Here is a 24,784-nt window from a genome sequence, read left to right as displayed (position 1 = left end):
CCCGAGGGCCGGCTTACGTCCCTCAACTCGCCCTGGACACCGCCACCCCGACGTCTCCCCCGGCCCGCTCGTGTTCCACGCGGGCCGTCTCCAGCAGGCGGCGCCAGGAGGTGACGGTCGGGCGGCGGCGGAGCAGGGCGCGGCGTTCACGCTCGGTCATGCCGCCCCAGACGCCGTGCTCGATGCGCTGGTCGAGCGCGTAGGAGAGGCACTCGGTGAGCACGGGACAGCCGCTGCACAGAGCTTTGGCGCGGTTCTGTGCCGCGCCTTCGACGAACAGCTCGTCAGGGTCGGCCTTGCGGCACAGCCCTCGGTCGCTCCAGTCGGTGCTCGCCATCTCGTGATGCCGTCCTCTCCCCTGGCCCCGCGCCTGCGAGTTGCTCCCTTGCCGTGAGCAACAGGCATATGACACTACGCCTTTCGAGAATCGTCACCCTATCCGCAGGGTGTCACCACACCTTCGGGTGATCGGCGCTTGCCTCCGGCACGCGAAAGCGCTAAAGAAGCGCATCGCGGATCAAACATGGCCAGTTGACCGGCGGACCTGGTCTCCCCGGGTAACCGAATTCGGTTGAACCTGATCCCGGGCGAGTCTCGGGCGAACGGTTCGGTCCCCGCGTTCGCCCGGGACGCGGGGGCCGGCGTCAGGCGCCGGGGCGGGGACCGCGTTTCCGCCGGGGGACTGCGCGCACCACGGCCAGCAGCGCCAGTGTCACCAGGACGGCGGCGAGCGCGGGCGCGGCGAGACGCGCCCAGCGGACGGCGAAGCCGCCGAGGGCCGCGCCGACGGGGATGAGGACGACCGTCAGGGCGATGTGCCGGTCGAGCCGCCTGGTCCGCACGCCCTCGGCGACCAGACCGGTGAGCGCCCCCGTCATGTAGGCGGTCGTCTCGGCGCCGCCGGTCACCACCCGGACGCCGCCGTTCTGGCAGCCCATCGCCAGCGAACTCGCCGCGAGCAGCGTCGCCCGTTGCGCCGCCCCGGGCTCACCGCCCACGCTCACCCAGAAGACCCACACCGCCCAGAGCAGGGCGCACTCGGCCACCAGGGCGGCGCGCAGTCCGCCGGTGCGCCGGGGTTCCCGCCCGATTCCGGCCGCCGCTCTGCCGCCGAGGACGACCCCGGTCACGTAGGCGACGATCGTCAGGGCGGCGAGCCGGGCCGTCCCGGGGTGTCCGCCGCCGAGGCCGAGTCCCAGCAGCGCCAGGTTGGCCGTCATGACGCTGGTGAACACACCGCCGAGGACCAGGAACCCCACCGCGTTGACACAGCCCGCGGCGGCGGTGAGCAGGTACTGCGCCGTCCGGTCGAGCGCGGGGGCGGAGGTGTGGCCGCGTTCGGCAGGCATCGCTCCTCCGTTCACCGCGCCGCGTCCCGTCGTACGACCCCCGGTGGCGGGCCCGTGGTCGTCCGGCGCGGCGGTGCGGCACAACCGCCGGGTCTCTCACGCTATAGCCGCCCCCGGCGGACCGCCCGGTCCACGCGGCCGGGCGGCCGCACCCCGTCCGGAGCCGGCACCCCGGCCGGCGGGTGCGGCCGGGGGCGCCCCGGACTCCGGGGCGCGGCCCGCCGTGCGCCTCTCCCACGACCGGCGGGAAACGTACTTGAATACCGTCACATGACTACCGAACCGCAGCGCTTCACGATTCTGCTGGTCCCCGAACACCTGGCGGACGGCGGCGGTACCGCCCCCGAGGAGGCCGCGGTGCGCGCGGCGGTCGTCGAGGCGACCGGCGAGACGGGTGAGACCGGCTATCCGCGGTACGCGGGCGAGGGCGTCGTCGCCGACATCGACCCCCAGACGCGCGCGATCGAAGGCGTCCTGGTCGACGGCTCGGAGCTGGACTACGGCATCGCGGCCGTCATCGCGTCCTGAGTCCCAGCACGTCAGGCGCTTCTTCCCGGCAGGACTACAGAGGCGACGCAAGGGCATCAGGCCTACGATCGGGGGTACTCCGACTATGGAGGTTCACATGTTCGAGGCAGGTGACATCCGCGAGTGGCGTGGCCACGACGTGGTGGATTCGGGTGGGCACAAGATCGGCACGCTGGAGTCCGTCTATGTGGACACGGCGACGGATGATCCGTCGTTCGCCACGGTGACGGTGGGCATGCCCACGCGTCGGCGTCTGGTGTTCGTACCGCTCGACGGCGCGACCGTCGGCCCCGGATATCTGAAGGTCGTTCACGACAAGAACCTGGTGAAGAAGGCGCCCTCCATCGACACGGACGGCGTACTGCCCGCCGAGGACGAGCCGGGGGTCTTCGCGCACTACGAACTCGACTACGCACCGGGCATCAAGGGCGAGCGCCGCCTCGCCCGTCGCTGATCCGACCAAGCAGCAAGCAGCATGGAGAACCGATGAGCCTGTTCCTTTTCCTGATCCTCGCGGCCGTCATCCTGGGCATCATCGGAGTGGCCGTGCACGGCCTCTTCTACCTGCTGGTCATCGGATGCGTCGTGCTTCTCGCCGCGCTCGCCTACGGGGCCCTGCGGTTCCGCCGCGGCGGTCGCAAGCAGCGGATCGCCCGCTGACCGCCATCTCGTAGCACTCGCCGTACTTTCGCCCGTGCCTTGGCCGCGACCGACATCCGTCGGCGCGGCCGAAGTCGTCTTCAGCCGCCCAGGTACGGGCTGTACAGCGCGGACAGGAAGCGGGTGACGATGACCTCGCGGGCGGCGGGGTCCAGGGCGTCCAGGAGCCGGTTGACCGGCGCCATGCGCGCCGCGTCCTCACCGGTGAGGTCGACGCCGGCGGCGGGCAGCAGCGCGGCGAAGGAGGCGTTGTCCAGCTCGGTCAGGTCCACCTGCCGGAGCAGGCCGACGATGTCCGCGGGCGGAGTCGGCGGACCGAGCGGACGGACGGCGTCCACGCACTCGCGCAGGACGGCGAGCAGACCGTCGACGCCCTGCTCGCTGACGCCGGTGAGGGTCAGATGGAGGTTGGCGGGGAGGTCGCCGAGACTGAGTTGGGGCTGGAGGAAGTAGCCCCGGGCCCGGGTCTCGTCGGCCAGCGCGAACAGGTCGAGCGGGAGGCCGGCGGCGGGGTCGGCGCCGATCGCGACGAGGGTGGCCTCCGGGGTGCCGAGGACGGTGAGGCCGTCGATGGCCTCGACTCCGGCGATCAGCCGGCGGGTCGCGGCCAGGGCGGCGCGGCCGAGTTCGCGGTAGCCGTCGGCGCCGAGCGCCCGCAGCGTGGCCCAGGCTCCGGCGAGCGGTCCGGCCCCCTTGCTGCTCTGGATGGTGGAGTTGACGACCGTGTACCCGGGCCAGGTGGCGCAGGCGTAGTAGGCGCCCAGGCGCATCGCCTCGTCGCGGAACAGCAGCACGGAGGCGCCCTTGGGCGCGTAGCCGAACTTGTGCAGGTCGCAGGAGAGCGAGGTGACGCCGGGGACGGACAGGTCGAAGGCCGGTATCGGGGCGCCGGCGTCGGCGAGCCAGGGCAGCAGCCAGCCGCCGACACAGGCGTCGACGTGGCAGGGGATGCCGCGGGCGGCGGCGGCCGCGGCGATCTCGGGGACCGGGTCGATGACGCCGTGCGCGTAGGAGGGGGCGGAGGCGACGACGAGGACGGTGTTCTCGTCGCACAGGGCGGCGGTCGCGGCGGGGTCGGCGCGGTAGGTCGACGGGTCGACCGGTGCGCTGCGGACGGTGACCCGCAGATAGTTGCCCGCCTTGTGGAAGGCGGCGTGGGCGGTGACGGGGACGACGATCTCGGGGGCGAGGATGTCGGGGCGGGCGTCGCGGGCGGCCTTCACCGCGAGCATGATCGACTCGGTGCCGCCGCTGGTGAAGATCCCCGGTGTGGTGTCGTCGCCGCCGAGCCGGGATGCCGTCGCCCCGACCACCTGGCGTTCCAGGGCGACGATGCTCGGGAACGCCGTCGGGTCGAGGCCGTTGACCTCCATCATCGTGACGTAGGCCTGTTCGGCGGTGTCGCGGACCTCGGGCCGGCCGCTGTCGTAGACGTAGGCGGTGGTGTGGCCGCCGCGGGTGGGCAGGTCGGCGGCGGTGAGGGCGCCGAGTTCGGCGAGCAGGTCCTCGCCGGAGCGGCCCTTCTCGGGCAGGCCGGGGTGGGCCGGCCGGGCGGTGGCGGTGGCCTGCTGAGGAGTCGTCATCGGGTGGTTTCCGTTTCTCGCGGGGCGCGGCGGCGGCCGTAGGCGCGCAGGGCCGGCAGGGAGAGCAGCATGAGCAGGGCCGGGACCAGGCTGAAGCCGAGCAGGATGCCGGTCCGCGCGGTGGCGGTCTGGGCGACCGGGTGGTCCAGGGTCGAGGAGACGAAGCCGGTGGCGGCCAGGGCGATCGAGTACGCGCCGGGTCCGGCGGCGAGGCCGAAGGTCTCACCGGCCGTCCACAGGCCGGTGAAGGCGCCCGACTGGATCTGGCCGGTCCTCGCGCTGTCGGCGTGCACGGTGTCGGGCAGCAGGGCGAGCGGAAGGACCTGGAGGGCGGCGTAGCAGATGCCGAGCAGGGCGCACAGGGCGAGGGTCGTGGCGACTGCGGCGGTTCCGCTTCCGCTCCCGGCGGCGGGGAGCAGGGCCGCGGCGCCCAGGGCGTAGCCGCAGGTCGCGGCCGTGAGGCAGCGCAGGCGGCCCCAGCGTCCGGCGGCCCTGGCCCACAGCGGGACGGCGATCGCGCTCGGCGCGACCAGGCAGACGAAGAGCACCGAGGTGAGGCCGTAGCCGCCGAGCCGGTAGGTGGCGACGTACGGTGCGGCGGCGAGCATGATCGCGACGGCGGCGGCCTGGAGGACGAACGAGGCCAGCAGGGCGAAGAAGGCGCGGTTGCCGCGCGCGGTGCGGAACGCCGTGACCAGGCCGAGGGGTTCGGGTCCGGGGCGGGAGCGCACCCAGCGTGTCCCGAGGGCCGGTATGAGGAGGACGGCCGCGATGACCAGGCCGAGGGTCAGCGCCATCACGGCGTATCCCGTGCGGCCGTCTCCGGCGGCGCCGACCAGGGCGGGGGCGGCGCCGCCGGCTATCAGGATGCCCAGCGTCAGGAAGACGATCCGCCAGACCATGACGCGGGTGCGGACGGCCGGGACGGTGGACATCTCGGTGGGCAGGGCTACGTAGGGGACCTGGAAGAGGGCGAAGGCGCTGGCGGCCAGGACGAAGGTGACGGCCACCCAGACCGCCGCGCCGGCGCCGGTCAGGGGCGCCAGGAACATCGCCGCGAACGCCGCGGGCAGGGCCAGCGCGCCGGCGACGAGCAGCCGGGTGCGACGGCCGGTGCGGACGGCCTCCCGGTCGCTGGCGGCGCCGACCAGGGGGTTGAAGAGGGCGTCCCACGCCTTGGGCAGGGTGACGACCAGGCCGGCGACTCCGGCGGGAACGCCGAGCGCGTCGGTCATGAAGTAGAGGAGCAGGAGGCCGGGGACGGTAGCGAACAGGCCGGTGCCGACCGAGCCGAGTCCGTAGACGAAGAGGCGACGGCGGGTCAGCTCGCCGGCGGTGGTCCCCGGGAGCGTGGTGGCCGTCATCCGCGCTCCCGGGCGTTCGCCGCCGGGGTGCCGAGACCGAGGTCGCGCAGGACGAGGCCGCGCAGGTGGGCGCGGAAGCGGGGCACCTCGGCGCGGACGACGGAGCGGCAGAAGCCGTGGGTGGTCCAGAGCACGGTCCAGACAGTCATCTCGATGTCGGCGGGTGCGGCGGCGCCGTCCGGCAGCGCGGCGAGCGCCCCGGCCACGGTGTCGCGGACCGACTCGATGAGGGGGCGGGCGTAGGAGCCTTCCAGGTCCTCGAACTCGGCGGCGTCCGCGAGCCAGCGGCGCATCCACAGGGCGGGGATGTGCGGCTGGTCGAGACAGAAGTCGAGGTAGCGGTCGAGGAGTCCGGTGACGGCGGCGGCCGGATCGGTGGGCGCCAGGGTCCGGAAGGTCCCGAGCGCGTCGGCCAGCACGCGTTGTTCGGCGAGGTGGGCGCGCAGCATGACCTCGCGGTACAGGTCCGGTTTGCCGCCGACGTGGTAGGCGACGGTGGCCATGTTCAGCCCGGCCTCGGCGGCGATCCGCCGGGTGGAGGTGCCGTCGTATCCGTGGTCGGCGAAGAGGGCGGTGGCGGCGGCGATGATGCGTTCGCGGCTGGCGTCGGCGGCCGGGGAGGCGCCACGGCGAGCGTCGGGGGGCGCGGGCGCGGCGGCCGGGGAGGCGGGTGGCGACTCGGGCATGGCGGGGAGACTACGCGGTGCCGGCGCCTCCATCAATCGATTGATGGAGGCGAGTTCGGCCGGCTGCCGCCGCCGATGGACGGTCGTCGGGGCCGGGGCAGATCTCGGGTCGGCCACAGCTTCCGCTTCTTCGGAGGGCGGGCCGTCCGCGGTGCGCGCGGAGCGATACTGTTGCCGCGCGTCAAATGTCTTGGCGCCCGGCGGTCGGATCGCCGTCATCGCGCCCGTGGGACACCGGGCGTCGGGGGACAGGGGAACGCCGGATGCAGAACGTCGAATTCGCCGCCGGGCTACGCCCCGACGGTCTGCCCGCGGCGTTGTCCGACCCGGTCAGGCTCGCCGCCGTGGAGGCGACCGGGCTGCTGGGCACCGGTCCCGAGGAGGCGTACGAGGATCTCGCCCGGCTCGCCGCGGCGGTGACCGGCTGTGGCCGCGCCTTCGTCACGCTGGTCGACGAGCACCGCTCGTACTGGAAGTCCTGCGTCGGCGTGCCCGCCCAGCGCATGGACGAACGGCAGAGCGCGGTGCGGGACAGCTTCTGCTACTTCCTCGTCGGCCTGGCGGGCGAACCGTTCGTGGTCGAGGACGCCGCCGCGGACCCCCGCACCCGGGACCATCCGTCGGTCGTCCCGATGAAGATCGGCGCCTGGGCGGGCTACCCCATACTCGGGCCGGGCGGCCAGGTGCTGGGCAGTATGTGCGTGATCGACGACAATCCGCACGTCTGGCTCCCCTCGGAACTCGGCTCGCTGGCGACGATGGCCCGCGCGGTGAGCAACGAGATCAACCTGCGCACCTCCCTGACGACCGTTCAGGACGCCCTGGTCACCGCCCAGGAGGCGCTGGAGCGGTCCAACACCCTCGCCCGCAGCCTCCAGGACAGCCTGCTTCCGCCGGCCCTCCAGCAGGTGCCCGGACTGGAGGCGGCCGCGTCGTATCTGCCCGCCGCGGGCGGCACGACCGTGATCGGCGACTTCTTCGACCTCTTCCACGCGAAGGGGCCCTGGTGGTGCACGGTGATGGGCGACGTGTGCGGCAAGGGCGTCGAGGCCGCGAAGGTCACCGCCCTCGCCCGCTACACCCTGCGCGCCGAGGCCAGCCGGCATCTGTCGCCGGCGACCGTCTTCGAGCATCTGAACTCGGCGCTCATCGAGCAGCGCAAGGGCGAGCGCTTCCTGACGGCCGTCTACGCCACCTTCCGTCTCACGCCGGGCGGTCTGTCGGGCCGGATCTGCACCGCCGGGCATCCCCCGGCCCTGATCCGCCGGGCGGACGGACGCGTCCAGCAGGTCGGCCGCCAAGGCAGCCTGCTCGGGGTCCTGCCGACCGTCGCCCTCACCGACGTGCGCTTCCGCCTGGGCCCCGGTGACGCGCTGTTGCTCTACACCGACGGCGCCACCGACGCCCGGGCCCGCCGCACCGCCGCACCGCGCGAGCGGCCGATGTTCGGAGAGGACGCCCTCGCCGCCGCGCTGGCCGACTGCCACGGTCTCGACGCCCAGGGCACCATCACCCGGCTCGGCTCCCTGCTCGCCGAGCACAGCGGGAACTGGGCCAGCGACGACACCGCGCTGCTGGTGCTGCGCGTGCCCGAGCGGGGCTGACCGGGCACCGTAGTCGGTGGCCGCTGTGGGGCCGCTTCGGCGGCACGGGGTCACGCCGGCCGCACGGGCTCGCGTGGGCCGCGTGGGTTCGCGTCGCCCGCGTGTCTCCCGTCCTGTCTCCCGGAAGAAGGCCACGCCCACGACGTCCTCGCCGACCACGATGCGCGGGGTCCGGCTCTCCGCCCGGTCCCGTGGACGACCTGCGGCTCACCACGCTGCCGCTCCCGCCGGAACGGAAGACAGGAGGGCTGGGCGCGCATCCGTGTCGAGGCGGTCGGACTCAACCGCTCCGAGCTGAAGCTCCGGCTGGGCGTGAGCGTGGGTGCCACCTTTCACCGGGCTCTCGGCATCGAGGCCGTCGGCACCGTGGAGGCCGCCCCCGACGGCGGCTACGCGGAATACACCTCGGTGCCGCTGTCCCAGGTCATCCCCGTCGACACCGGTCTGCCGTGGGAGGCGCTGGGCGCGCTGCCCGACACGCTGCGGACGGTACGGGTGCACGGGACGGCCTGCTTGGGCGGCAGCCTGTCCGACCAGTGGACGGTGCGGGACTTCTCCCCGAACGAGTACCTGCCCAAGGGCGTACGTCTGTCGGGGTACTCCGGCGACGCCTCGGACCTGCCCCGGGAGGCCCTGCGGGAGATCCTCGGCGCGGTGGAGGCGGGCCGGCCGGCCTTCCCGGTGGACCGCGTCCGCGACGGACTGGAGCAAGTGGCACGGGCCCACGACGACATGGAGCACGACCGCGCCACCGGCACGCTCGTCCACCGCGTCCGGCACCGAGCGTGACGGGACCAGGGACGACGGGGCCACAGGGGCGACGGGACGAAGCGGGCGCCGGGACGAACCGGGCGCCGGGGCGGCAGGACGACGGCGGACGGCGGCGGGAGGGGCCGCGACGGGTCAACCGGTGGGCGTGCCGAACCACTTGGGGAGGTGGCGGAGCAGGTCCCGCTGGTCCTCCCCCGCCCATGCCACATGGCCATCCGGCCGCAACAGCACCGCCGGTACGTCCAGTTCGTCACTGACGTCGACGACGTGATCGACGCGGTCCGCCCAACCGTCCACGGAGAGGCGGCCGGTCTGGTCGAGCAGGAGTCCGCGTCCGTCGTGGGTGAGCGAGTAGAGGCGGCCACGGCTCAGCGCGAGGTCCTTCATCCGGCGGCCGAGGAGGGGATGTCCGTCGCCGAAGTCGTAGCGGACGTCGACCGCGGTGATCATGCCGGTCACGTAGCGGTTGACCTCCTCGAAGTCCATGAGACTGGCGAACAGTTCGCGCAGCGCGGTCGCGCCCGCGTCGGTGCCGAGCAGGGTGATCTGCGCGCGGGTGTTGGCGAGCACGCGGGCTCCGACCGGGTGCCGCTCGTCGTGGTAGCTGTCGAGCAGGCCCTCGGGGGCCCAGCCGGCGACGGCGGCGGCCAGTTTCCAGCCGAGGTTGAACGCGTCCTGCACGCCGAGGTTGAGCCCCTGTCCGCCGGTCGGCGGGTGGATGTGCGCGGCGTCGCCGGCCAGCAGCACCCGGCCCAGCCGGTAGCGCTCCGCCTGCCGGGTGGCGTCGCCGAACCGGGACAGCCAGCGTGGCGAGTGCACGCCGAAGTCGGTTCCGGCCACGGCCCGCAGCCGTTCCCTGAACTCCTCCAGGGTCGGCGCCGGCGCCCGATCGGAGACTTCGGCGGCGGGTACGACGACGCGAAAGGTGCCGTCGCCGTTGGGGATGACGCCGAACCTCAGCTGGGTCTTGCGGACCTCGGCTACGAGGGCGGCCACTTTCGCCGGGTCCTCGGTGATCTCCATGTCGCCGAGAAGGGTCTCGACCGTGGCGGGCTCGCCGGGGAACCCGACGCCGAGCAGTCTGCGCACGGTGCTCCGGCCGCCGTCGCAGCCGACGAGATAGCGGGAGCGCAGCCGGGTGCCGTCCGCGAGGTCGACGCTCACGCCGTCCTCGTCCTGGCTCAGGCCGGTCACCTCGGCGCCGCGCCGGATCTCGGTGCCGAGTTCGAGGGCGCGCTCGTGGAGCAGCCGCTCGGTGACGGGCTGCGGGGTGGACAAGCCGTAGGGGTGGGCCGTGTCCAGGCGCTCCGGCCAGGGCTTGGTGACGCCGCCGAAGAGGCCGCCGGTGCGGAACTTCTCGCTGACCGCGAGGAACCGTTCCAGTAGTCCGCGCTGGTCCATCACCTCGACGCTGCGGGCGTGCAGTCCGAGTCCGCGGGACTCCTTGGTCGGCGCGGTCAGCTTCTCGGCCACGACCACCCGTACGCCGTGCAGTCGCAGCTCGCCGGCCAGCATCAGTCCGGTCGGACCGCCTCCGGCCACGATCACGTCCGTCATCACGATCCCGTACACCCCCGTTGTTGGACTCCTGCCGGTCGCCTGCGCCGGCAGCGCACCACACAACACCACACCGGGGCCGGCTCCGAGGGGCTGACGGGTCCGGCGGCGCCACGGATGCCGATCACCCCCCCCCGTAAAACCACAGGTTCAGACATCGAGAAAAGGTCGACCAAAAAGAAAAGCAACAAATATTGACGCAATCGACCAGCGCGCGTAACTTCCGAGCCAGTCGTCCGGCAGCCCTGACTCCGCTGCCCCGAGGGCGAGTTGTAGCTCCATCCTCCACCTGGGAGCACATATGCGCAGAAAAAGATCTGCCCTCTCGCGTCTCTTCCCCTGGTCGGCGACCGCGCCGACGTCTCGACTGCGCCGGGCCCTGCTGTCCGTCGCCGCCGCCATCGGTCTCCTGGCCACCGTGATCGTCGGGCTGCCCGGCGTCGCGCAGGCCGCGGGATCGCAGCCCTGTGACATCTACGCCGGCGCGGGCACCCCCTGCGTCGCGGCGCACAGCACCACCCGGGCCCTGTTCTCGGCGTACAACGGGCCGCTCTACCAGGTCACCCGCGCCTCCGACGGCGCGACCAGCGACATCGGACTGCTGGCGGCCGGCGGATACGCCAACGCCGGTCAGCAGGACGCCTTCTGCGCCTCGACCACGTGCAGCATCTCGAAGGTGTACGACCAGACGTCCCGGCACAACGACCTGTTCCCCGGACCGGCGGGCACCGCCGGGATGGGCGCCGACCGGGGTGCGGACGCGAGCGAGCTGTCCGTCACGGCCGGCGGCCACAAGGTCTACGGCATCTGGATCTCCCCCGGCGTCGGCTACCGCTCGCACGGCGCCGCGTCCGGCACCGCCGTCAACGGCCAGCCGGAGGGCGCCTACATGGTGGCGAGCGGCACGCACGTCGGCTCCGCCTGCTGCTTCGACTACGGCAACGCCGAGGCCACTCCGGCCGACACCGGCAACGGCCACATGGACGCCGTGTCCATCGCGACCACCTGCTACTTCGCCCCGTGCAGCGGTTCCGGCCCGTGGGTCGAGGCCGACCTGGAGAACGGCATGTTCCAGGGCGACAACGGCTCCAACACCGCCAACAAGGGCAACAACAGCGCGTATGTGACGGCCGTCCTCAAGAACAACGGGCAGACCACCTACGCCCTGAAGGGCGGCAACTCGCAGTCGGGCGGCCTCACGACCTGGTGGGACGGAGCCCTGCCGTCCCGGGGCGGCTACCGGCCCATGCACCAGGAGGGCGGCATCATCCTGGGCACGGGCGGTGACAACAGCAACTGGAACATGGGCACGTTCTTCGAGGGCGTCATGGTCTCCGGCTATCCGACCGACGCCGCAGAGAACGCCGTGCAGGCCAACATCGTGTCCGTCGGCTACGCCGGCCAGACCAACGTGCCGAACGGGCCGCAGGGCACCATCACCGGTCCTGGCAACCAGTGCGTCGACGTCAGCGCGGACGACACCGGGGTCAACGGCGCCACGGTCGGCCTGTGGAACTGCCAGTCGTACGCCGAGGACCAGCACTGGTCGCACTACGCCAACGGGTCCCTGGTGACCATCGGCCGGTGCCTGGACATCGTCGGCAACGGCACCGCCAACGGCGCCCAGGTCGAACTGTGGGACTGCAACGGGGTGGGCGGCCAGAAGTGGGTGCAGCGCGCCGACGGCTCGCTGTTCAACCCGCAGTCCGGGCGCTGCCTCGACTCGCCCGACGGTGCCACCGCCAACGGCACCCGGCTGCGGATCTGGGACTGCAACGGCTCCGCCGCCCAGAAGTTCAGCGTCAACGGGGGCGCGCCCGTCGTGGGTCCGGGCGGGGCCTGCACCGACGTGGCCGGTGACGACAACGGCTCCAACGGCACCGCCGTACAGCTCTGGGGCTGCCAGTCGTACGCCGTCGACCAGCACTGGTTCCACAGCTCGGACGGCCGGCTGCACACGCTGGGCCGCTGCCTGGACATCATCGGCAACGGGACGGCCAACGGCACACAGGTCGAGCTGTGGGACTGCAACTCGGCCGGCGGTCAGGTCTGGCAGCAGCAGACCGACGGCTCACTGCGCAACCCGCAGTCGGGCCGTTGCCTGGACTCCCCCGACGGCGCCAGCGCCAACGGCACCCGGCTGCGGATCTGGGACTGCAACGGCTCCAACGCCCAGAAGTTCGCCCTGGGCTGACCAGCATCGCTCGTCCCAGCCCGGAAGTTCGCCCTGGGCTGACCAGCGTCGCTCGTCCCATGGGCCCGGCCGGACACACCTGTCCGGCCGGGCCTCCGCGTCCCCTCCCCCGCGCGGGGCGGGCGCTGTCAGTGGTTACGGCCTCCTCCGGGGGTGTCAGGCCGGCTGGGTCGCTGCCTCCAGTGCCTCTCGGGCCGCGGGGATCGCCGCTTCGCGGTCCTCGGGGATCAGGCCGAGTCGGGTGCGGCGGTCCAGGAGGTCCGCCTCGTCCAGGGCACCTTCGTGCCGGGCGGCCCACAGGAGGGCGGCGCGGGTGACCGGGTGGCCGGGGACGACGGGCTCGTGCAGGCGGGGGTCGTGGGCGCCCAGGGCGTGGACGGCCGGCGCTTCGGTGCCGTAGCGGCGGATGAGGTGGCCGGGGGCCGCCAGTCGGCCGAGACGGTGCGGTGCCGCCGCGCCGACCAGCGGCAGCGCGGCGGTCGTGGAGGGGCCCGCGCCGAGGCCGCGGGCCGCGCTGGCCGCGTCGACGGCGTCCTGTGCCATGCGCCGGTAAGTCGTGAGCTTCCCCCCGACGACGGTGACGACCCCTTCGCCGGAGGTGAGCACGGCGTGCCGGCGCGAGATGTCGGAGGTACGCGCGGCCTCGCCCGACCGGGCCGGTTCGGCGTCGAGCAGGGGCCGCAGCCCCGCGAAGGCGCCGACGACGTCCTCACGCCGCACGGGGGTGTCCAGGGCGGAGCCAAGGACGTCGAGCAGGAAGCCGATGTCCGACTCGGGGACCTCCGGCACATCCGGTATGTCCCCGTCGACGGGTTCGTCGGTCAGGCCGACGTACACCCGGCCGTCGTCCTGGGGCAGGACGAGCACGAAGCGGTTGGTCTCGCCCGGGATCGGGATGTGCAGACCGGCGGGAAGCGGTCCGAACAGCTCGGCGCGCAGCACGAGATGGGTGCCGCGCGAGGGGCGGATACGGATGCCGTCGACGAGTTCGCCGGCCCAGACGCCGGAGGCGTTGATCACCGCGCGGGCCCTGATCTCGCCCTGTTCTCCGGTGAGTTCGTCGCGGACGCGGGCTCCCGTGCCGCCGAGTTCCAGGGCGCGTACCCGGGTGAGGACGCGGGCGCCGTGGGCGGCGGCGCCGCGGGCGAGGGCGGTGACGAGGCGGGCGTCGTCGGTGACCCGGCCGTCCCAGGACAGCAGTGCGCCGCGCAGACCGGCGGGGCGTACGGCGGGTGCCAGGTGGCGGGCCTCCACGGAGGAGAGCCGGCGCGGCGCGGGCAGGGTGGCCCGGGCGGTGCGCGCCGCGAGGCGCAGGGTGTCGCCGGCCCGGAACCCGGCCCAGGCCAGGGAGGCCTGGCCCCGTGACACCAGCGGGGTCAGGGGCAGCACGAAGGGCTGGGCGCGCACCAGGTGGGGCGCGGTGCGCTCCATCAGCACCCCGCGTTCGACCGCGCTCTCGTGGGCGACGTCGAACTGCCCGGCGGCCAGGTAGCGCAGGCCGCCGTGGATGAGCTTGGAGCTCCAGCGCGAGGTGCCGAAGGCGAGGTCGTGGGCGTCGACGGCGACGACGCTGAGACCGCGGGCGGCGGCGTCGAGGGCGACACCCGCGCCGGTGGCGCCGAGGCCGACGACCAGGACGTCGACCACGTCGCCGTTGACCGCTTCGGCCAGTTCACGGCGGCGGCGGGCGGCGGAGAGGGACGATCCGGGGACCGGGGCGGCGGGCCCGGCCGGGCCCGCGGGGCTGCTTGCGGGGCTCATGGCGTGAGGGTCCTCTCCAGAAGGGTGCGCAGTTCGCCGAGGAAGGCCGCGCCGGTCAGCTCGGGGTCGTCCTCGTCCGTCATGGTCCGCAGCGACAGGGTGAAGGACTGGACCACCAGCAGCACGGCGCGGGCCTGCCGTTCGACCGGGGCGCGCCGCACCGATCCGTCGGCGTGTCCCTCCTTCAGGGCGCCGGCGAGGAGTCCGAGCAGGGCTTCCTGGCTGGCGCCGCGGCGGTCCAGTACGTAGGGCAGCAGGAGTTCGGGGTCGACGTCGATGATCTTCCGGAAGAGGGGGTGGGCGCGGAACGCCTCGACGCCGGCGACCAGTCCGTCCACGATCAGCGTGCGGGTCTTCCGGCCCGGCCGGGGTTCCGGCATGGCGCGGGTCGCCACGTCGATCCACTCACGGGTCATCAGGTCGCCGACCAGGGAGCGCACGTCGGGCCAGCGGCGGTAGAGCGTCATGCGCGAGACGCCGGCGCGGCGGGCCACGTCCGTCATGGTCGTGCGCCGGACCCCGACGGCGAGCACACAGTCGCGTACGGCGTCGAGGACGGGGTCGTTGTCCGGCTGGTCCACATGGTTGTGACGAATAGGCGCCATGTGTAACAGTGTAACGCCCCGGGAGGCCGTACGGGAGACGGCGCGTGGCGAACCGACCGATGACGACCCGAGCCGCTGGATTCACCCGAATCCATCTGAATTCACCCGACCGTGGCCGGAGTTGTCCGGGTCACCGATGACGACCGATGAGGACGACGTTCATGGACATGCTGTGGAGCGGCTGGGGCGACCCGGCCAAGGCGGCGCCGCTGCCCGACTCGGTGACCGGCCTGCTGCGGGACCTGCTCGGCGTCAAGCCGCGCGACACCGCCACCCGCCCCCTCGCGGAGATCACCGTCCCCGACCCCCCGCCGGCCGCCGCGCTGCGCGCGCTGGCGGACGCGGTGGGCGGCGAGGAACACGTGCGCACCGACCCGGAGACCCGGATCCGGCACACCCGTGGAAAGTCCACCCCCGACCTGCTGAAGATCCGTGCCGGCGACACCGCGGACGCCCCCGGCGCGGTGGTCCTGCCCAGCGGCCACGACGAGGTCCTCGCCGTGCTGCGCGCCTGCGCGGGACACGGCCTCGCCGCCGTCCCGTTCGGCGGCGGCACCTCGGTCGTCGGCGGACTCGCCCCCGAGCGGCGCGCCTTCGTCGCCGTCGACCTGCGCCGGATGAACGGCCTGATCGACCTCGACCCGGTCTCCCGCACCGCGACGCTCCAGCCCGGCCTGCGCGCCCCCGACGCCGAAGCCCTGCTGGCCGAACACGGGTTCACCCTCGGGCACTTCCCGCAGTCCTACGAGTGGGCCACCATCGGCGGATTCGCCGCGGCCCGGTCCAGCGGGCAGGCGTCCGCCGGATACGGCCGCTTCGACGAGATGGTCCTCGGCCTGACCCTCGCCACCCCCGAAGGCACCCTGGACGTGGGCCGCGCCCCCCGCTCGGCGGCCGGCCCCGACCTGCGGCAGCTCGTCCTCGGCTCGGAAGGCGCCTTCGGCGTCATCACCTCGGTGACCGTGCGGGTCAAGCCGCTGCCGCGGACCCGGATCTACGAGGGCTGGCGCTTCGCCTCCTTCGCGGAGGGCGCCACCGCCCTGCGCCGCCTCGCCCAGGACGGGCCGCGTCCCACGGTGCTGCGGCTGTCCGACGAGACCGAGACGTTCATCGGTCTCGCGCAGCCGGACGCCATCGGCTCGGCCGAGGCCCCGGCCGACGCCGGCTGCACGGCGATCGCCGGGTACGAGGGGACCGAGGCCGACACGGCGTACCGCCGCGAGCGGGCCGCCGAGGTGCTGCGCGCGGCCGGAGGCACCTGCCTGGGGGAGGAACCGGGCGAACGCTGGGCCCACGGCCGCTACTCGGCGCCGTATCTGCGGGACTCCCTGCTCGACGCCGGCGCCTTCGCCGAGACCCTGGAGACCGCGGCCTTCTGGTCACGCGTCCCCGCGCTGTACGCGGCCGTCCGCACCGCGCTGACCGACACGCTCACCGCCGCCGGGACCCCGCCACTGGTCATGTGCCACATCTCGCACGTGTACGAGAACGGCGCCTCGCTCTACTTCACCGTGGTCTCCGCGCAGGGCGAGGACGCCGTGGCGCACTGGGCGCCGGCCAAGCAGGCGGCGAACGAGGCCGTCCTGAAGGCGGGCGGTACGATCAGCCACCACCACGGGGTCGGCACCGACCACCGCGCCGCGTACGTACGGGAGGCCGGTCCCCTGGGCATCGAGGCGCTGCGGGCCGTCAAGCGGCGGCTGGACCCCGACGGCGTCTGCAACCCCGGGATCCTGCTGCCGGTGGACTGACCGCCACGGCTCGGCCACCACTCCCCCGACTTCCCCGGCGTCCCCGACTCCCCTGCCCGGTTCCGCCCAGCCCGCCCGATCACCGCCCGGAGGCACCTCGATGCGACAGTTCACCGCCGTCGTCAATCCCACTGCGGGCGGCTCCACCGGAGCGGCGGCGCTGCTCCAGGTCGCCCGCCTGCTCCGGGAGGCCGGCGCCGGGCTCGAAACCGAGTACAGCCGCAGCCTGGCCCACGCCCAGGATCTCGCGCGCGCCGCCGGTGAGCGGGGCCGGATCGTGCTCGCGGTCGGCGGCGACGGGATCGCCGGGGGCATAGGGGGCGCGCTCAGCGGGACGGACACCGTCCTCGGGCTGGTCCCCGCCGGCCGCGGCAACGACTTCGCGCGCACCCTCCGACTGCCCACCGAACCAGCCGAGTTGGCCCGGATACTGCTCGACAAGGAACCGCGGCGGGTGGACACCATCGAGGTGGAGTCGGCGGCGCACGCCCGCACGGTGGTGCTGGGCAGCGTGTACGCGGGCGTAGACGCGCTCGCCAACCGGCACGCCAACCAGTCCCGGCTGCTGCGCGGGGCCGCCTCGTACTACGCGGGCGGGCTGCGCGCGGTCACGGGCTGGCGTCCCGCCTCGTACCGGGTCACCGTCGACGGGGTGGAGCACGCGCACCGCGGTTACACCGTGGTCGCGGCGAACTCCGCGTACTACGGCTCGGGGCGGGCCATCGCCCCGGCCGCGCGGGTGGACGACGGTCTGCTGGACATCGTCATGATCAAGGAGGCGCCCCGGCGGCTGTTCTTCACGCTGATGAACGAGCTGAAGACCGGCGCCCACGTCGACCGGCCCGAGGTGGAGATCCTGCGGGGCCGGGAGATCCGTATCGAGGCCGACCGGCCCGTGCCCTACGGCGCGGACGGGGAGGTCGAGGCCGTCCTCCCCGTCACCGCGCGGGTGCTGCCCGGCGATCTGGCGATGCTTTTCTGACCGCCGGGCCGGCACGGAGCCTTCGTCGGGCGGGCGTCAGCCGGCGGTGACGGCTCCGGTCGCGCTGCCCGCCAGCCACTGGTCCCAGCTCAGGTTGAAGGAGGCGTAGCCGTTGTCGGCCGGCGCCTTCGCCCGCGGGGATCCCGTGACGGTGACGGGGTCGCCCTGCTTGACCTGGTCGTAGAACCACTTGGCGTCGGAGATCGAGAGGTGGACGCAGCCGTGCGAGCCGCGCGCGCTGCCGCTGCCCGGGTTGGGGTCGCCGGTGGAGTAGTGCACGTAGGTGCCGGACTGGGTGAGATGGACGTCCCAGGGGAGGGTCAGGTCGTAGTAGTCGGGGGCGCCCTTCGTGCAGCTGATGCCGACGCTGCACGAGGTCATGTGGACCGACTTCTGCTTGTCGATCACCGCCATCGTGCCGTTCCACGTGGGGTACTGGGCGCTGCCCGCGTTGATCGACAGGGTGCGCAGGGTGTGCCTGTTCTTGGTGACCGTCATGGTGTGACCGGTGGCGGAGACATCCGCGCGGACGTCGTCGCCGATGGTGAAGTCGTGTACGTAGGACCGGGTGCCGTAGCGGCCGTTGCCGTTGGGGACGCCCTTCAGTTCGGCGTCGATCTTGACCTTCGTGCCGGAGGCCCAGTACGACTTGGGCCGCCAGTCGGCACGCCGGTCACCGAACCAGTGCCAGGCGCCCTCGGTCGGCTGGGAGGCGGTCACCTTCATGTGCTTCTCGATGTCGCCCCGGGCCTTCTGCGCCACCGGGTCCGTGAAGATCACCGAGATCGGCATGGCCACGCCGACGGTGGCACCCGTCTGCGGCGTGATGGTGTCCAGCAGCATCGGTGGGCCGGCGGGCTTCGACGGGGACGGCTTCGCGCTCACCGAGGGCTTCCCGGAGGACGCCGCCCTCCCGTCGTCGGAACTCGCCTTGGGGGACCCGCCCCCACAGGCGCTGGTGCCCGCCAGCACCGCCACCGTGACGAGTGCCATCGTTATTCCGCTGCGTCGCTTCACTTCTACCCCGGCTCGTGGTCGTGCTTGCCTCAATGCACTGTTGGACCCTTTGCGCCTGCCCGTGGTTGCAGTCGGCATGTAAAGCGTGATTCAAAACCGGCCACGTGTTCCCCCTACCGGGACCTCGCGCCGCGGGTCCGCAGGCACCGGGCGGCTGCCCGAAAGAATGAATCGGCCGCGGATTCTCGCGTGTCCTGTCCGCCGAAGCCGCACTGTGCGGGTGGGGTCCGCCGGTTCCCGCAGGCCACGGGCCGGTGGGCGGCCGGGGGCCGGCCGCGTTCTTGGGTGTGCTGCGGGGGTGGGAGTGGAGCGGGTCGTAGGGGTGTCGCGGGCTGCGGGGGCGGGAGTGGAAGCGGAAGGGCGGCAGGTGCCGTTACCCGGCCGGTGGCGGTACCGGTTCGACCGGACGCTGGCGCGCAGTACGGCCCGGCTGATGGGCTGGCTGGTGGTGTCGTGCCTCGCCGTCGTCGTCCCGGTGAGCGCGCTGCTGGTGTGGACGGACCCCGCCTCGCCGCGCTCCCTCGTGGGACGGCTGGAGGCGGTGTGGCGGACGAGTGCGCAGACCCTGCGGCTCGGCGAGGCGAGCGGCACCCCACTGCGGATGGCGCTGTCGGCGCTGCTCGGTCTGGTGGCGCTGCTGTGTGTGTCGACGCTGGTCGGTGTGATCACCGCCGGCCTGGAGAAGCGGCTGACGGAGCTGAGCCGCGGCCGGTCGACGGTGCTGGAGCAGGGCCATGCCGTGGTCCTCGGCTGGTCGGACCAGGTGTTCACGGTGGTGGCCGAGCTGCTGGCCGCCCAGGGCACGGGCTCCGGGCGGCGGCAGCGGGGGCGGCCGGTGGTGCTGCTCGCCGACCGGGACAAGACGGAGATGGAGCGGGCGCTCGCGGCCCGTGTGGGCGCGGTGGCGCGCGGCAGGGTCATCTGCCGCAGCGGGCCGGCGAGCGATCCCGCCGTCCTCGCCCTGGTCAGCCCCCGGACGGCGGGCACGGTGCTGGTGCTGCCCTCCGGCGAGCCCACCGGCGACGCGGAGGTGCTGCGGACACTGCTCGCGCTGCGCGCGGTCCTCGGAGCGGAGGTGCCGGGGCCGCCAGTGCTGGCCGCGGTGGGTGACGACCGGTTCCGCGCCCCGGCCCGGCTGGCGGCGGGACCGCGCGGCACGGTGCTGGAGGCGGACACCGTCACCGCGCGGCTGATCGCCCAGTGCGTCGGCCGACCGGGCCTCTCCCTCGTCCTGCGTGATCTGCTCGACTTCGCCGGCGACGAGTTCCACCTCGCCGACGCGAGCGCCTTCCATGGCCGGCCCTTCGGCACGGCCCTTCTCGGACACGCGAACGCGTGCGTGGCCGGGCTGTTCACCGAGGACGGCCGTACGGTCCTCAATCCCGCCGCCGAGACCGTGGTGGAGCCCGGCAGCCGGCTGATCGTCGTGGCCGGCGACGAGTACTCCGCGCGAGCCGAGGACTGCCGGCGCCTCGTCGACCCCTCCGCCCGGGCCGTCACCACGGCACCCGCCCCGGACCCGGCCCGGCTGCTGCTGCTCGGCTGGAACCGCCGGGCGCCGCTGGTCATCGCACAGTTGCGGGACACCGCGCACCCCGGTTCGGTCCTGGACGTGGTCACCGAGGAGGCCGTGCCCGCCGGTGAGCGGACCGTGCCGGGGCAGACCCGGGAGACCGGGGCCGGCTCGGCGGGGCAGATGAGGGAGACCGGGGCCGGCGTGCCGGGGAAGGTCCGGGAGGACGGGGCCGGCGTGCCGGGGAAGGTCCGGGAGGACGGGGCCGGCGTGCCGGGGAAGGTCCGGGAGGACGGGGCCGGCGTGCCGGGGGCCGGGCGGCTGGAGGTGCGGTTCCGGTCGGCGGCGCTGTCCCGGCCCGAGACCCTGCTCGGCCTCGACCTGTCCCCGTACGACGCGGTGGTGGTACTCGGTCCCGACGCGGGCACCGGGCCCGACCGCCCCGACGACCGGACCCTGGTCACGCTGCTCGGCCTGCGGCTGGTGGAACAGCGCACCGGCCGGGACGTACGGGTGGTCACGGAGCTGACGGACGACCGCAACCGGCCGCTGGCTCCGCTGAATCCGGGGTCCGATGTGGTCGTCAGCGGTGAACTGACCGGCCTGCTCATGGCGCAGATCGCGCAGAACCCCCATCTGGCCGCCGTCTTCGAGGAGTTGTTCTCCGCGGAGGGCAGCGGCATCAGCCTGCGGCCGGCCGGGCACTACGTCCGCGCGGGTACGACGGCGACCTTCGCGACCGTGGTGGCCGCCGCGCGCGACCGGGGCGAGTGCGCCATCGGCTACCGGCGACGCGACCAGTGGGCGGTCTCCCCGGCCCACGGCGTGCGCCTCAATCCGCCCAAGGACGAGCGGCGCGAGTGGAGCGCCGAGGACCAGGTGGTCGTCGTGGCGACGGAGTTCACCGGCGGGGCCGCCGACGGCGTGACCGACGGGGCGCGGGAGGAACGGGTCGGCCGGCAGCGGATGCCGTGACCGCGTCCAACTCCCCTCGCGTGCCGGTCACATGGCACCTGACAGGGGCCACATCCGAGTAGGATGATCGAACACTCGACCTGCCCCGCTCACCGGTGCGATGGGAGCAACCATGACGACCGATCCGCAGCCGTTCCCGCCGATCGACACCAGCAAGGCGCATCCGGCGCGGGTCTACGACTGGCTGCTGGGCGGCAAGGACAACTACCCGGTGGACGAGGCGGTCGGGGAGAAGCTGCCGCCCGAGGCGAAGGACGCCGCCCGGCAGAACCGGCAGTTCATGCACCGGGCGTCCGCCTGGCTCGCGCGGCAGGGCATCGACCAGTTCCTGGACATCGGCACGGGCATCCCCACCGAGCCGAACCTGCACCAGATCGTCCAGGACATCGTGCCGACGGCGAAGGTCGTCTACACGGACAACGACCCGATCGTGCTGCGTCACGCCGAAGCCCTGCTGGTCAGCAGGCCCGAGGGGGCCACGGACTACATCCAGGCGGATGTCCGGCAGCCGGAGGAGATCGTGCGGCACGCCCGGCACATCCTGGACTTCGACCGTCCGGTCGCGATGTCACTGATCGCGCTGATGCACTTCATCCCCGACGAGCAGGACGCCCACGGCATCGTCCGCAACCTGGTCGCCACGCTCCCCTCGGGCAGCTACCTGGTGCTGTCGCACGCCGCGTCCGACCTGTACCCGGAACTCTCCGCGCAGGTCACCGCCGAGTACGCCAAGGGCGGCATCAAGCTCGGCTTCCGCACCCGCGCGGAGGTGGAGCGCTTCTTCGACGGACTCGACCTCGTGGAGCCGGGCCTGGTGACGGCCACGGAGTGGGTGCGGCCGGAGGAGGATGTGACGCCGGAGGGAAGCGGGATCTACGCGGCGGTGGCCCGCGTGCGCTGAGCCCTGGCTCTGCGGCCCGTCGGGTCGGGCCCTGGCTCTGCGGCCCGTCGGGTCGGTCCCTGGCTCTCCACGGCACGCTCGCGCCGGCCCCTCCCACTGCGGTCCGCGCGCCACACCGTGACCCGGGCGCGCCACACCGTGGCCTGCCCCGCTGAGCCGCCGCCTCTGATTAGTTCTCTGCCCGTCCCGGTCTCCCCGGGGCGGGCATTGGCGCATCTGCGAGGTATTTCGCGGAAACAGCCAGCATCTGAGAGCCCCTTTCGGGGGGCGGGACCAATCCCGGGAGCCGCGTCCTACGGATCAGACGCGAGAGGAGCGGTTCCCACGCTCTTCCGACCGGAGGGCGACCTGATGCTGACACTGATCCTGATCGGCCTGCTCGGCGGGCTGATCACCGCCGTCTCACCGTGCATTCTGCCGGTGCTGCCCGTCGTGTTCCTGGCCGGCGGTCCAGGGACCGGGACGCCGGAATCCGGAGGTGGGGCAGCGGGGCCGACGGGCGGGGGCGGACGAGCGGGCCCGACACCTGCCGCCGAAGCCGACGGGCCGGACGGTACCGCGCACACGGGCGACACCCTCGTCTCGCCCGTCCGCGAGAAGAAGGCCCCCTCGGCACCCAACCGGCGCCCCTACGCGGTGGTCACCGGACTGGTCATCAGCTTCAGCTTCTTCGCGCTGCTCGGAGTGACCCTCATCTCCGCGCTGGGTCTGCCCGACGACATCCTCCGCTACGTCGGCCTCTCCCTGCTGGTCCTGATCGGCCTCGGCCTGATCTTCCCCTTCGTCGAACGCCTGCTGGAAAGGCCGTTCGCCCGCATCCCCCAGCGGCAGGTCAACAAGGAGGGCAGCGCGTTCGTCCTCGGTGTCGGGCTCGGTCTGCTCTACGTGCCGTGCGCGGGGCCCGTGCTCGCCGCCATCACCGTGGCCGGCGCGCGCGGCCGTCTCAGCCTCGACATCGTCGCCCTGACCGTGTCGTTCGCGGTGGGGACCGCGATCCCGCTGCTCCTGTTCGCGCTGGCAGGCCGCCGGGTGTCCGAGCGGATCGCGGCGTTCCGGACCCGGGCGCGCAAGCTCAGGATCGGCGCGGGCATCCTGATGATCGTCCTGGCCGGCGCGCTGGCCTTCAACGTCACCGACGCCATCCAGCGGGCGCTGCCCAACTACACCGCCGCCGCCCAGCGGAAGGTCGAGGACAACGACACCGCCCGGCAGAAGCTGTCCGGCCTCTACGACAACAGCAACAAGGAACTCTCCCGCTGCGAGGACGGGGTGAACGAGCTGCGCTCCTGCGGAACGGCGCCCGCGATCGAGGGCATCTCCAAGTGGCTGAACACCCCCGGTGGCGCGCCCGTCGATCTGAAGGCCCAGCGGGGCAAGGTCGTACTGATCGACTTCTGGACCTACTCCTGCATCAACTGCCAGCGCAGCATCCCGCACATCAAGGCTTGGGACCGGGCGTACAAGGCGGCGGGGCTGGAGGTCATCGGCGTCCACGCACCGGAGTTCGCCTTCGAGAAGAACGCGGCGAACGTCGCCGACCAGACCCGGAAGATGGGCATCACCTATCCGGTGGCCCTCGACAACAAGCTGACCACCTGGGACAACTACCGGAACCGCTTCTGGCCCGCCAAGTACCTCATCGACGCGCGCGGAACCGTCCGCTACTTCACCTTCGGCGAGGGCAAGTACGACCAGACGGAGAACCTGATCCGCGATCTGCTGAAGCAGGCCGACCCCGGAGTCCGACTCCCGCAGAGGACGCGGCAGAAGGCCGACGACCTCACCCAGGACCGCACACCGGAGACCTATCTCAGCAACTTCCGGATCCGGAACTACGTCGGGGACCCGCTGGCCGACGACAAGGCCAAGACGTACCACTTCCCCGCCGACATCCCGGTCAACGGCGTCGCCCTGGACGGCACGTGGACGGCGGGCTACGAGTACTTCACCGCCGGCCCGGACGCGAGGATCGCGCTCAACTACCGCGCGAAGAACGCCAATGTCGTCCTCGCCGGCGACGGCAGCGTCCAGGTCTCCGTGAACGGCGGGCCCACCCGCACCGTCGAGGTCCACGGCACGCCGACCCTGCACGAACTCGTCAGCACGGCCAAGGCACGGAACGCGCGCCTGGAACTGCGGCTCAGCCCCGGAGTGCGCGCCTACTCCTTCACCTTCGGATAGCCGCCCCCCGCCGTCCCGGGCCCGCACGGTCCGGGGCGGCGCAGTGTTCGTCGGAGGGTCTCGAACGCCGTCGGGCGGGGCCGGTTGGGGAGGGTCTCGTGGATGTGGCGGGCGCAGTCGGCCGGTGAGCGCAGGCTCGTGTCGACGTCGATGTCGTGCGGGCCGTACGAGTGGACCTGGGCGAACTGCGCTGCGGCGAGGCCCGGTTGGCGGTCGCCGCGTTCGGCCTCGCGGCGGTTCAGTTCGGGCAGCGGGCAGCGGACCGCGACCAGGACGGTGTCCTCGGGCACGAGCAGGTCCAGGAGGTCGAGCAGGCGCCAGCGGCGGCTGAGCGGGTAGTCGACGAGGAGGTTGTTGCCGGCCGCCGCCATCCCGGCGACGGCGCGGTGGAACCCCTTGCACGTGCGGTCGACCTCGGCCTGGAGGCCGCCCTCGGGAATCTCCTGGCCGCCGCGCAGGGCGTGGAAGGCGTCGACGGGCATGTGGAACCAGGTGCCGTCCAGCCGGTCGAGCAGCGCCCGGGCGATGCTGGACTTGCCCGAACTGGACGTGCCGTTGAGCAGGATGACCGTGCCGCCGGCCGGGGTGTCGGGGATGCGTGCGTGGAGCGCGTCCGCGCCCTCCGGTGCCGTCTCGGTCGCCATGTGTCGTCCTCCCCGTCCCCGTCCCCGTCCCCGTCCCCGTCCCCGTCGGCGTCGGCGTCGGCGTCGGCGTCGGCGTCAGGCCTGCCCGCCGCGTCCGCCGCCGGGCCGATCATCCCAGGCGCGTCGGCGGATGGTCGCGGCGCCCCGGAGCCCCACTC

The 24,784-nt window shown here is 73.1% G+C and carries 21 protein-coding genes; 11 read left to right on the top strand and 10 right to left on the bottom strand.

The features are described 5' to 3' along the window. Positions 1 to 22: 22 nt before the first annotated feature. On the bottom strand, positions 23 to 337 hold the full coding sequence (locus AB0912_RS17985; protein ID WP_366700686.1) for a WhiB family transcriptional regulator: 315 nt from the start codon (positions 335 to 337) through the stop codon (positions 23 to 25). Between the two features lie 307 nt (positions 338 to 644). Then, entirely contained in the window at positions 645 to 1,349 is a 705-nt protein-coding gene (locus AB0912_RS17980) for a YoaK family protein (RefSeq protein WP_366700684.1), read from the bottom strand. A gap of 270 nt (positions 1,350 to 1,619) precedes the next feature. Here AB0912_RS17980 and AB0912_RS17975 point away from each other — a divergent pair, with 270 nt between their 5' ends. The 3 genes from AB0912_RS17975 (at position 1,620) to AB0912_RS17965 (ending at position 2,537) form a co-directional block, all read left to right on the top strand. Beyond that, complete coding sequence (locus AB0912_RS17975; RefSeq protein ID WP_366700682.1) at positions 1,620 to 1,877, top strand: hypothetical protein; 258 nt, start codon at positions 1,620 to 1,622, stop codon at positions 1,875 to 1,877. A gap of 97 nt (positions 1,878 to 1,974) precedes the next feature. After that, a complete protein-coding gene (locus tag AB0912_RS17970; RefSeq protein ID WP_366700680.1) occupies positions 1,975 to 2,331 on the top strand; it encodes a PRC-barrel domain-containing protein in 357 nt (118 codons plus the stop codon). Between the two features lie 32 nt (positions 2,332 to 2,363). Next, on the top strand, positions 2,364 to 2,537 hold the full coding sequence (locus tag AB0912_RS17965) for a hypothetical protein (RefSeq protein WP_366700678.1): 174 nt from the start codon (positions 2,364 to 2,366) through the stop codon (positions 2,535 to 2,537). 80 nt (positions 2,538 to 2,617) lie between these two features. On the opposite strand, the gene AB0912_RS17960 is transcribed toward AB0912_RS17965, so the two are convergent. From AB0912_RS17960 to AB0912_RS17950, 3 genes are read right to left on the bottom strand one after another with little or no spacing between them, the layout of a single operon-like run. Beyond that, positions 2,618 to 4,120, bottom strand: coding sequence for an aspartate aminotransferase family protein (locus AB0912_RS17960; protein WP_366700676.1), 1,503 nt, complete (start codon positions 4,118 to 4,120; stop codon positions 2,618 to 2,620). Further along, positions 4,117 to 5,484, bottom strand: a complete 1,368-nt coding sequence (locus tag AB0912_RS17955; RefSeq protein ID WP_366700674.1) for an MFS transporter — start codon at positions 5,482 to 5,484, stop codon at positions 4,117 to 4,119. The genes AB0912_RS17960 and AB0912_RS17955 overlap by 4 nt, the downstream gene beginning before the upstream one ends. Then, complete coding sequence (locus AB0912_RS17950) at positions 5,481 to 6,170, bottom strand: TetR/AcrR family transcriptional regulator (protein ID WP_366700672.1); 690 nt, start codon at positions 6,168 to 6,170, stop codon at positions 5,481 to 5,483. Before AB0912_RS17950 ends, AB0912_RS17955 begins: the two co-directional genes overlap by 4 nt. Positions 6,171 to 6,433: 263 nt before the next feature. Here AB0912_RS17950 and AB0912_RS17945 point away from each other — a divergent pair, with 263 nt between their 5' ends. Continuing rightward, positions 6,434 to 7,774, top strand: a complete 1,341-nt coding sequence (locus AB0912_RS17945) for a GAF domain-containing SpoIIE family protein phosphatase (protein WP_366700670.1) — start codon at positions 6,434 to 6,436, stop codon at positions 7,772 to 7,774. Positions 7,775 to 8,092: 318 nt separating this feature from the next. Next, on the top strand, positions 8,093 to 8,563 hold the full coding sequence (locus AB0912_RS17940; RefSeq protein ID WP_366700668.1) for a zinc-binding dehydrogenase: 471 nt from the start codon (positions 8,093 to 8,095) through the stop codon (positions 8,561 to 8,563). A 114-nt stretch (positions 8,564 to 8,677) separates the two neighbouring features. Here the strand turns inward: AB0912_RS17940 and rox are convergent, their stop codons facing one another. Next, positions 8,678 to 10,102 (bottom strand): rifampin monooxygenase, encoded by a 1,425-nt coding sequence (gene rox, locus AB0912_RS17935; protein ID WP_366700666.1) that lies wholly within the window; start codon positions 10,100 to 10,102, stop codon positions 8,678 to 8,680. Between the two features lie 301 nt (positions 10,103 to 10,403). Between rox and AB0912_RS17930 the strand changes: the two genes are divergently transcribed. Continuing rightward, positions 10,404 to 12,296, top strand: a complete 1,893-nt coding sequence (locus AB0912_RS17930) for an arabinofuranosidase catalytic domain-containing protein (protein ID WP_366700664.1) — start codon at positions 10,404 to 10,406, stop codon at positions 12,294 to 12,296. Between the two features lie 156 nt (positions 12,297 to 12,452). Here the strand turns inward: AB0912_RS17930 and AB0912_RS17925 are convergent, their stop codons facing one another. Together AB0912_RS17925 and AB0912_RS17920 are read right to left on the bottom strand one after the other, a co-directional pair. Further along, positions 12,453 to 14,057, bottom strand: a complete 1,605-nt coding sequence (locus AB0912_RS17925) for a glycerol-3-phosphate dehydrogenase/oxidase (protein ID WP_366700662.1) — start codon at positions 14,055 to 14,057, stop codon at positions 12,453 to 12,455. Beyond that, positions 14,054 to 14,662: a helix-turn-helix domain-containing protein gene (locus AB0912_RS17920; RefSeq protein WP_366700660.1), complete on the bottom strand. Its 609-nt coding sequence runs from the start codon at positions 14,660 to 14,662 to the stop codon at positions 14,054 to 14,056. Before AB0912_RS17920 ends, AB0912_RS17925 begins: the two co-directional genes overlap by 4 nt. Positions 14,663 to 14,823: 161 nt before the next feature. Here AB0912_RS17920 and AB0912_RS17915 point away from each other — a divergent pair, with 161 nt between their 5' ends. Next, positions 14,824 to 16,413: an FAD-binding oxidoreductase gene (locus tag AB0912_RS17915; RefSeq protein ID WP_366700810.1), complete on the top strand. Its 1,590-nt coding sequence runs from the start codon at positions 14,824 to 14,826 to the stop codon at positions 16,411 to 16,413. 100 nt (positions 16,414 to 16,513) lie between these two features. After that, on the top strand, positions 16,514 to 17,395 hold the full coding sequence (locus AB0912_RS17910; protein WP_366700658.1) for a diacylglycerol kinase family protein: 882 nt from the start codon (positions 16,514 to 16,516) through the stop codon (positions 17,393 to 17,395). Positions 17,396 to 17,431: 36 nt separating this feature from the next. Here AB0912_RS17910 and AB0912_RS17905 read toward each other — a convergent pair whose 3' ends face one another. Beyond that, entirely contained in the window at positions 17,432 to 18,388 is a 957-nt protein-coding gene (locus AB0912_RS17905; protein ID WP_366700656.1) for a L,D-transpeptidase, read from the bottom strand. A 370-nt stretch (positions 18,389 to 18,758) separates the two neighbouring features. Between AB0912_RS17905 and AB0912_RS17900 the strand changes: the two genes are divergently transcribed. The 3 genes from AB0912_RS17900 to AB0912_RS17890 all read left to right on the top strand — a co-directional run bounded on the left by AB0912_RS17900 (position 18,759) and on the right by AB0912_RS17890 (position 23,982). Beyond that, a complete protein-coding gene (locus AB0912_RS17900; protein ID WP_366700654.1) occupies positions 18,759 to 20,900 on the top strand; it encodes an NAD-binding lipoprotein in 2,142 nt (713 codons plus the stop codon). Between the two features lie 112 nt (positions 20,901 to 21,012). Further along, positions 21,013 to 21,801 (top strand): SAM-dependent methyltransferase, encoded by a 789-nt coding sequence (locus AB0912_RS17895; RefSeq protein ID WP_366700652.1) that lies wholly within the window; start codon positions 21,013 to 21,015, stop codon positions 21,799 to 21,801. A 351-nt stretch (positions 21,802 to 22,152) separates the two neighbouring features. After that, positions 22,153 to 23,982 (top strand): cytochrome c biogenesis protein CcdA, encoded by a 1,830-nt coding sequence (locus AB0912_RS17890; RefSeq protein WP_366700650.1) that lies wholly within the window; start codon positions 22,153 to 22,155, stop codon positions 23,980 to 23,982. On the opposite strand, the gene AB0912_RS17885 is transcribed toward AB0912_RS17890, so the two are convergent. Then, entirely contained in the window at positions 23,961 to 24,626 is a 666-nt protein-coding gene (locus AB0912_RS17885) for an AAA family ATPase (protein ID WP_366700648.1), read from the bottom strand. The two genes, AB0912_RS17890 and AB0912_RS17885, sit on opposite strands and share 22 nt — an antisense overlap. Between the last annotated feature and the right edge of the window lie 158 nt (positions 24,627 to 24,784).

The sequence above is a fragment of the Streptomyces sp. NPDC007084 genome (assembly GCF_040703595.1).
GTDB lineage: Bacteria > Actinomycetota > Actinomycetes > Streptomycetales > Streptomycetaceae > Streptomyces.
This window is presented reverse-complemented; position numbering and strand designations above follow the sequence as displayed.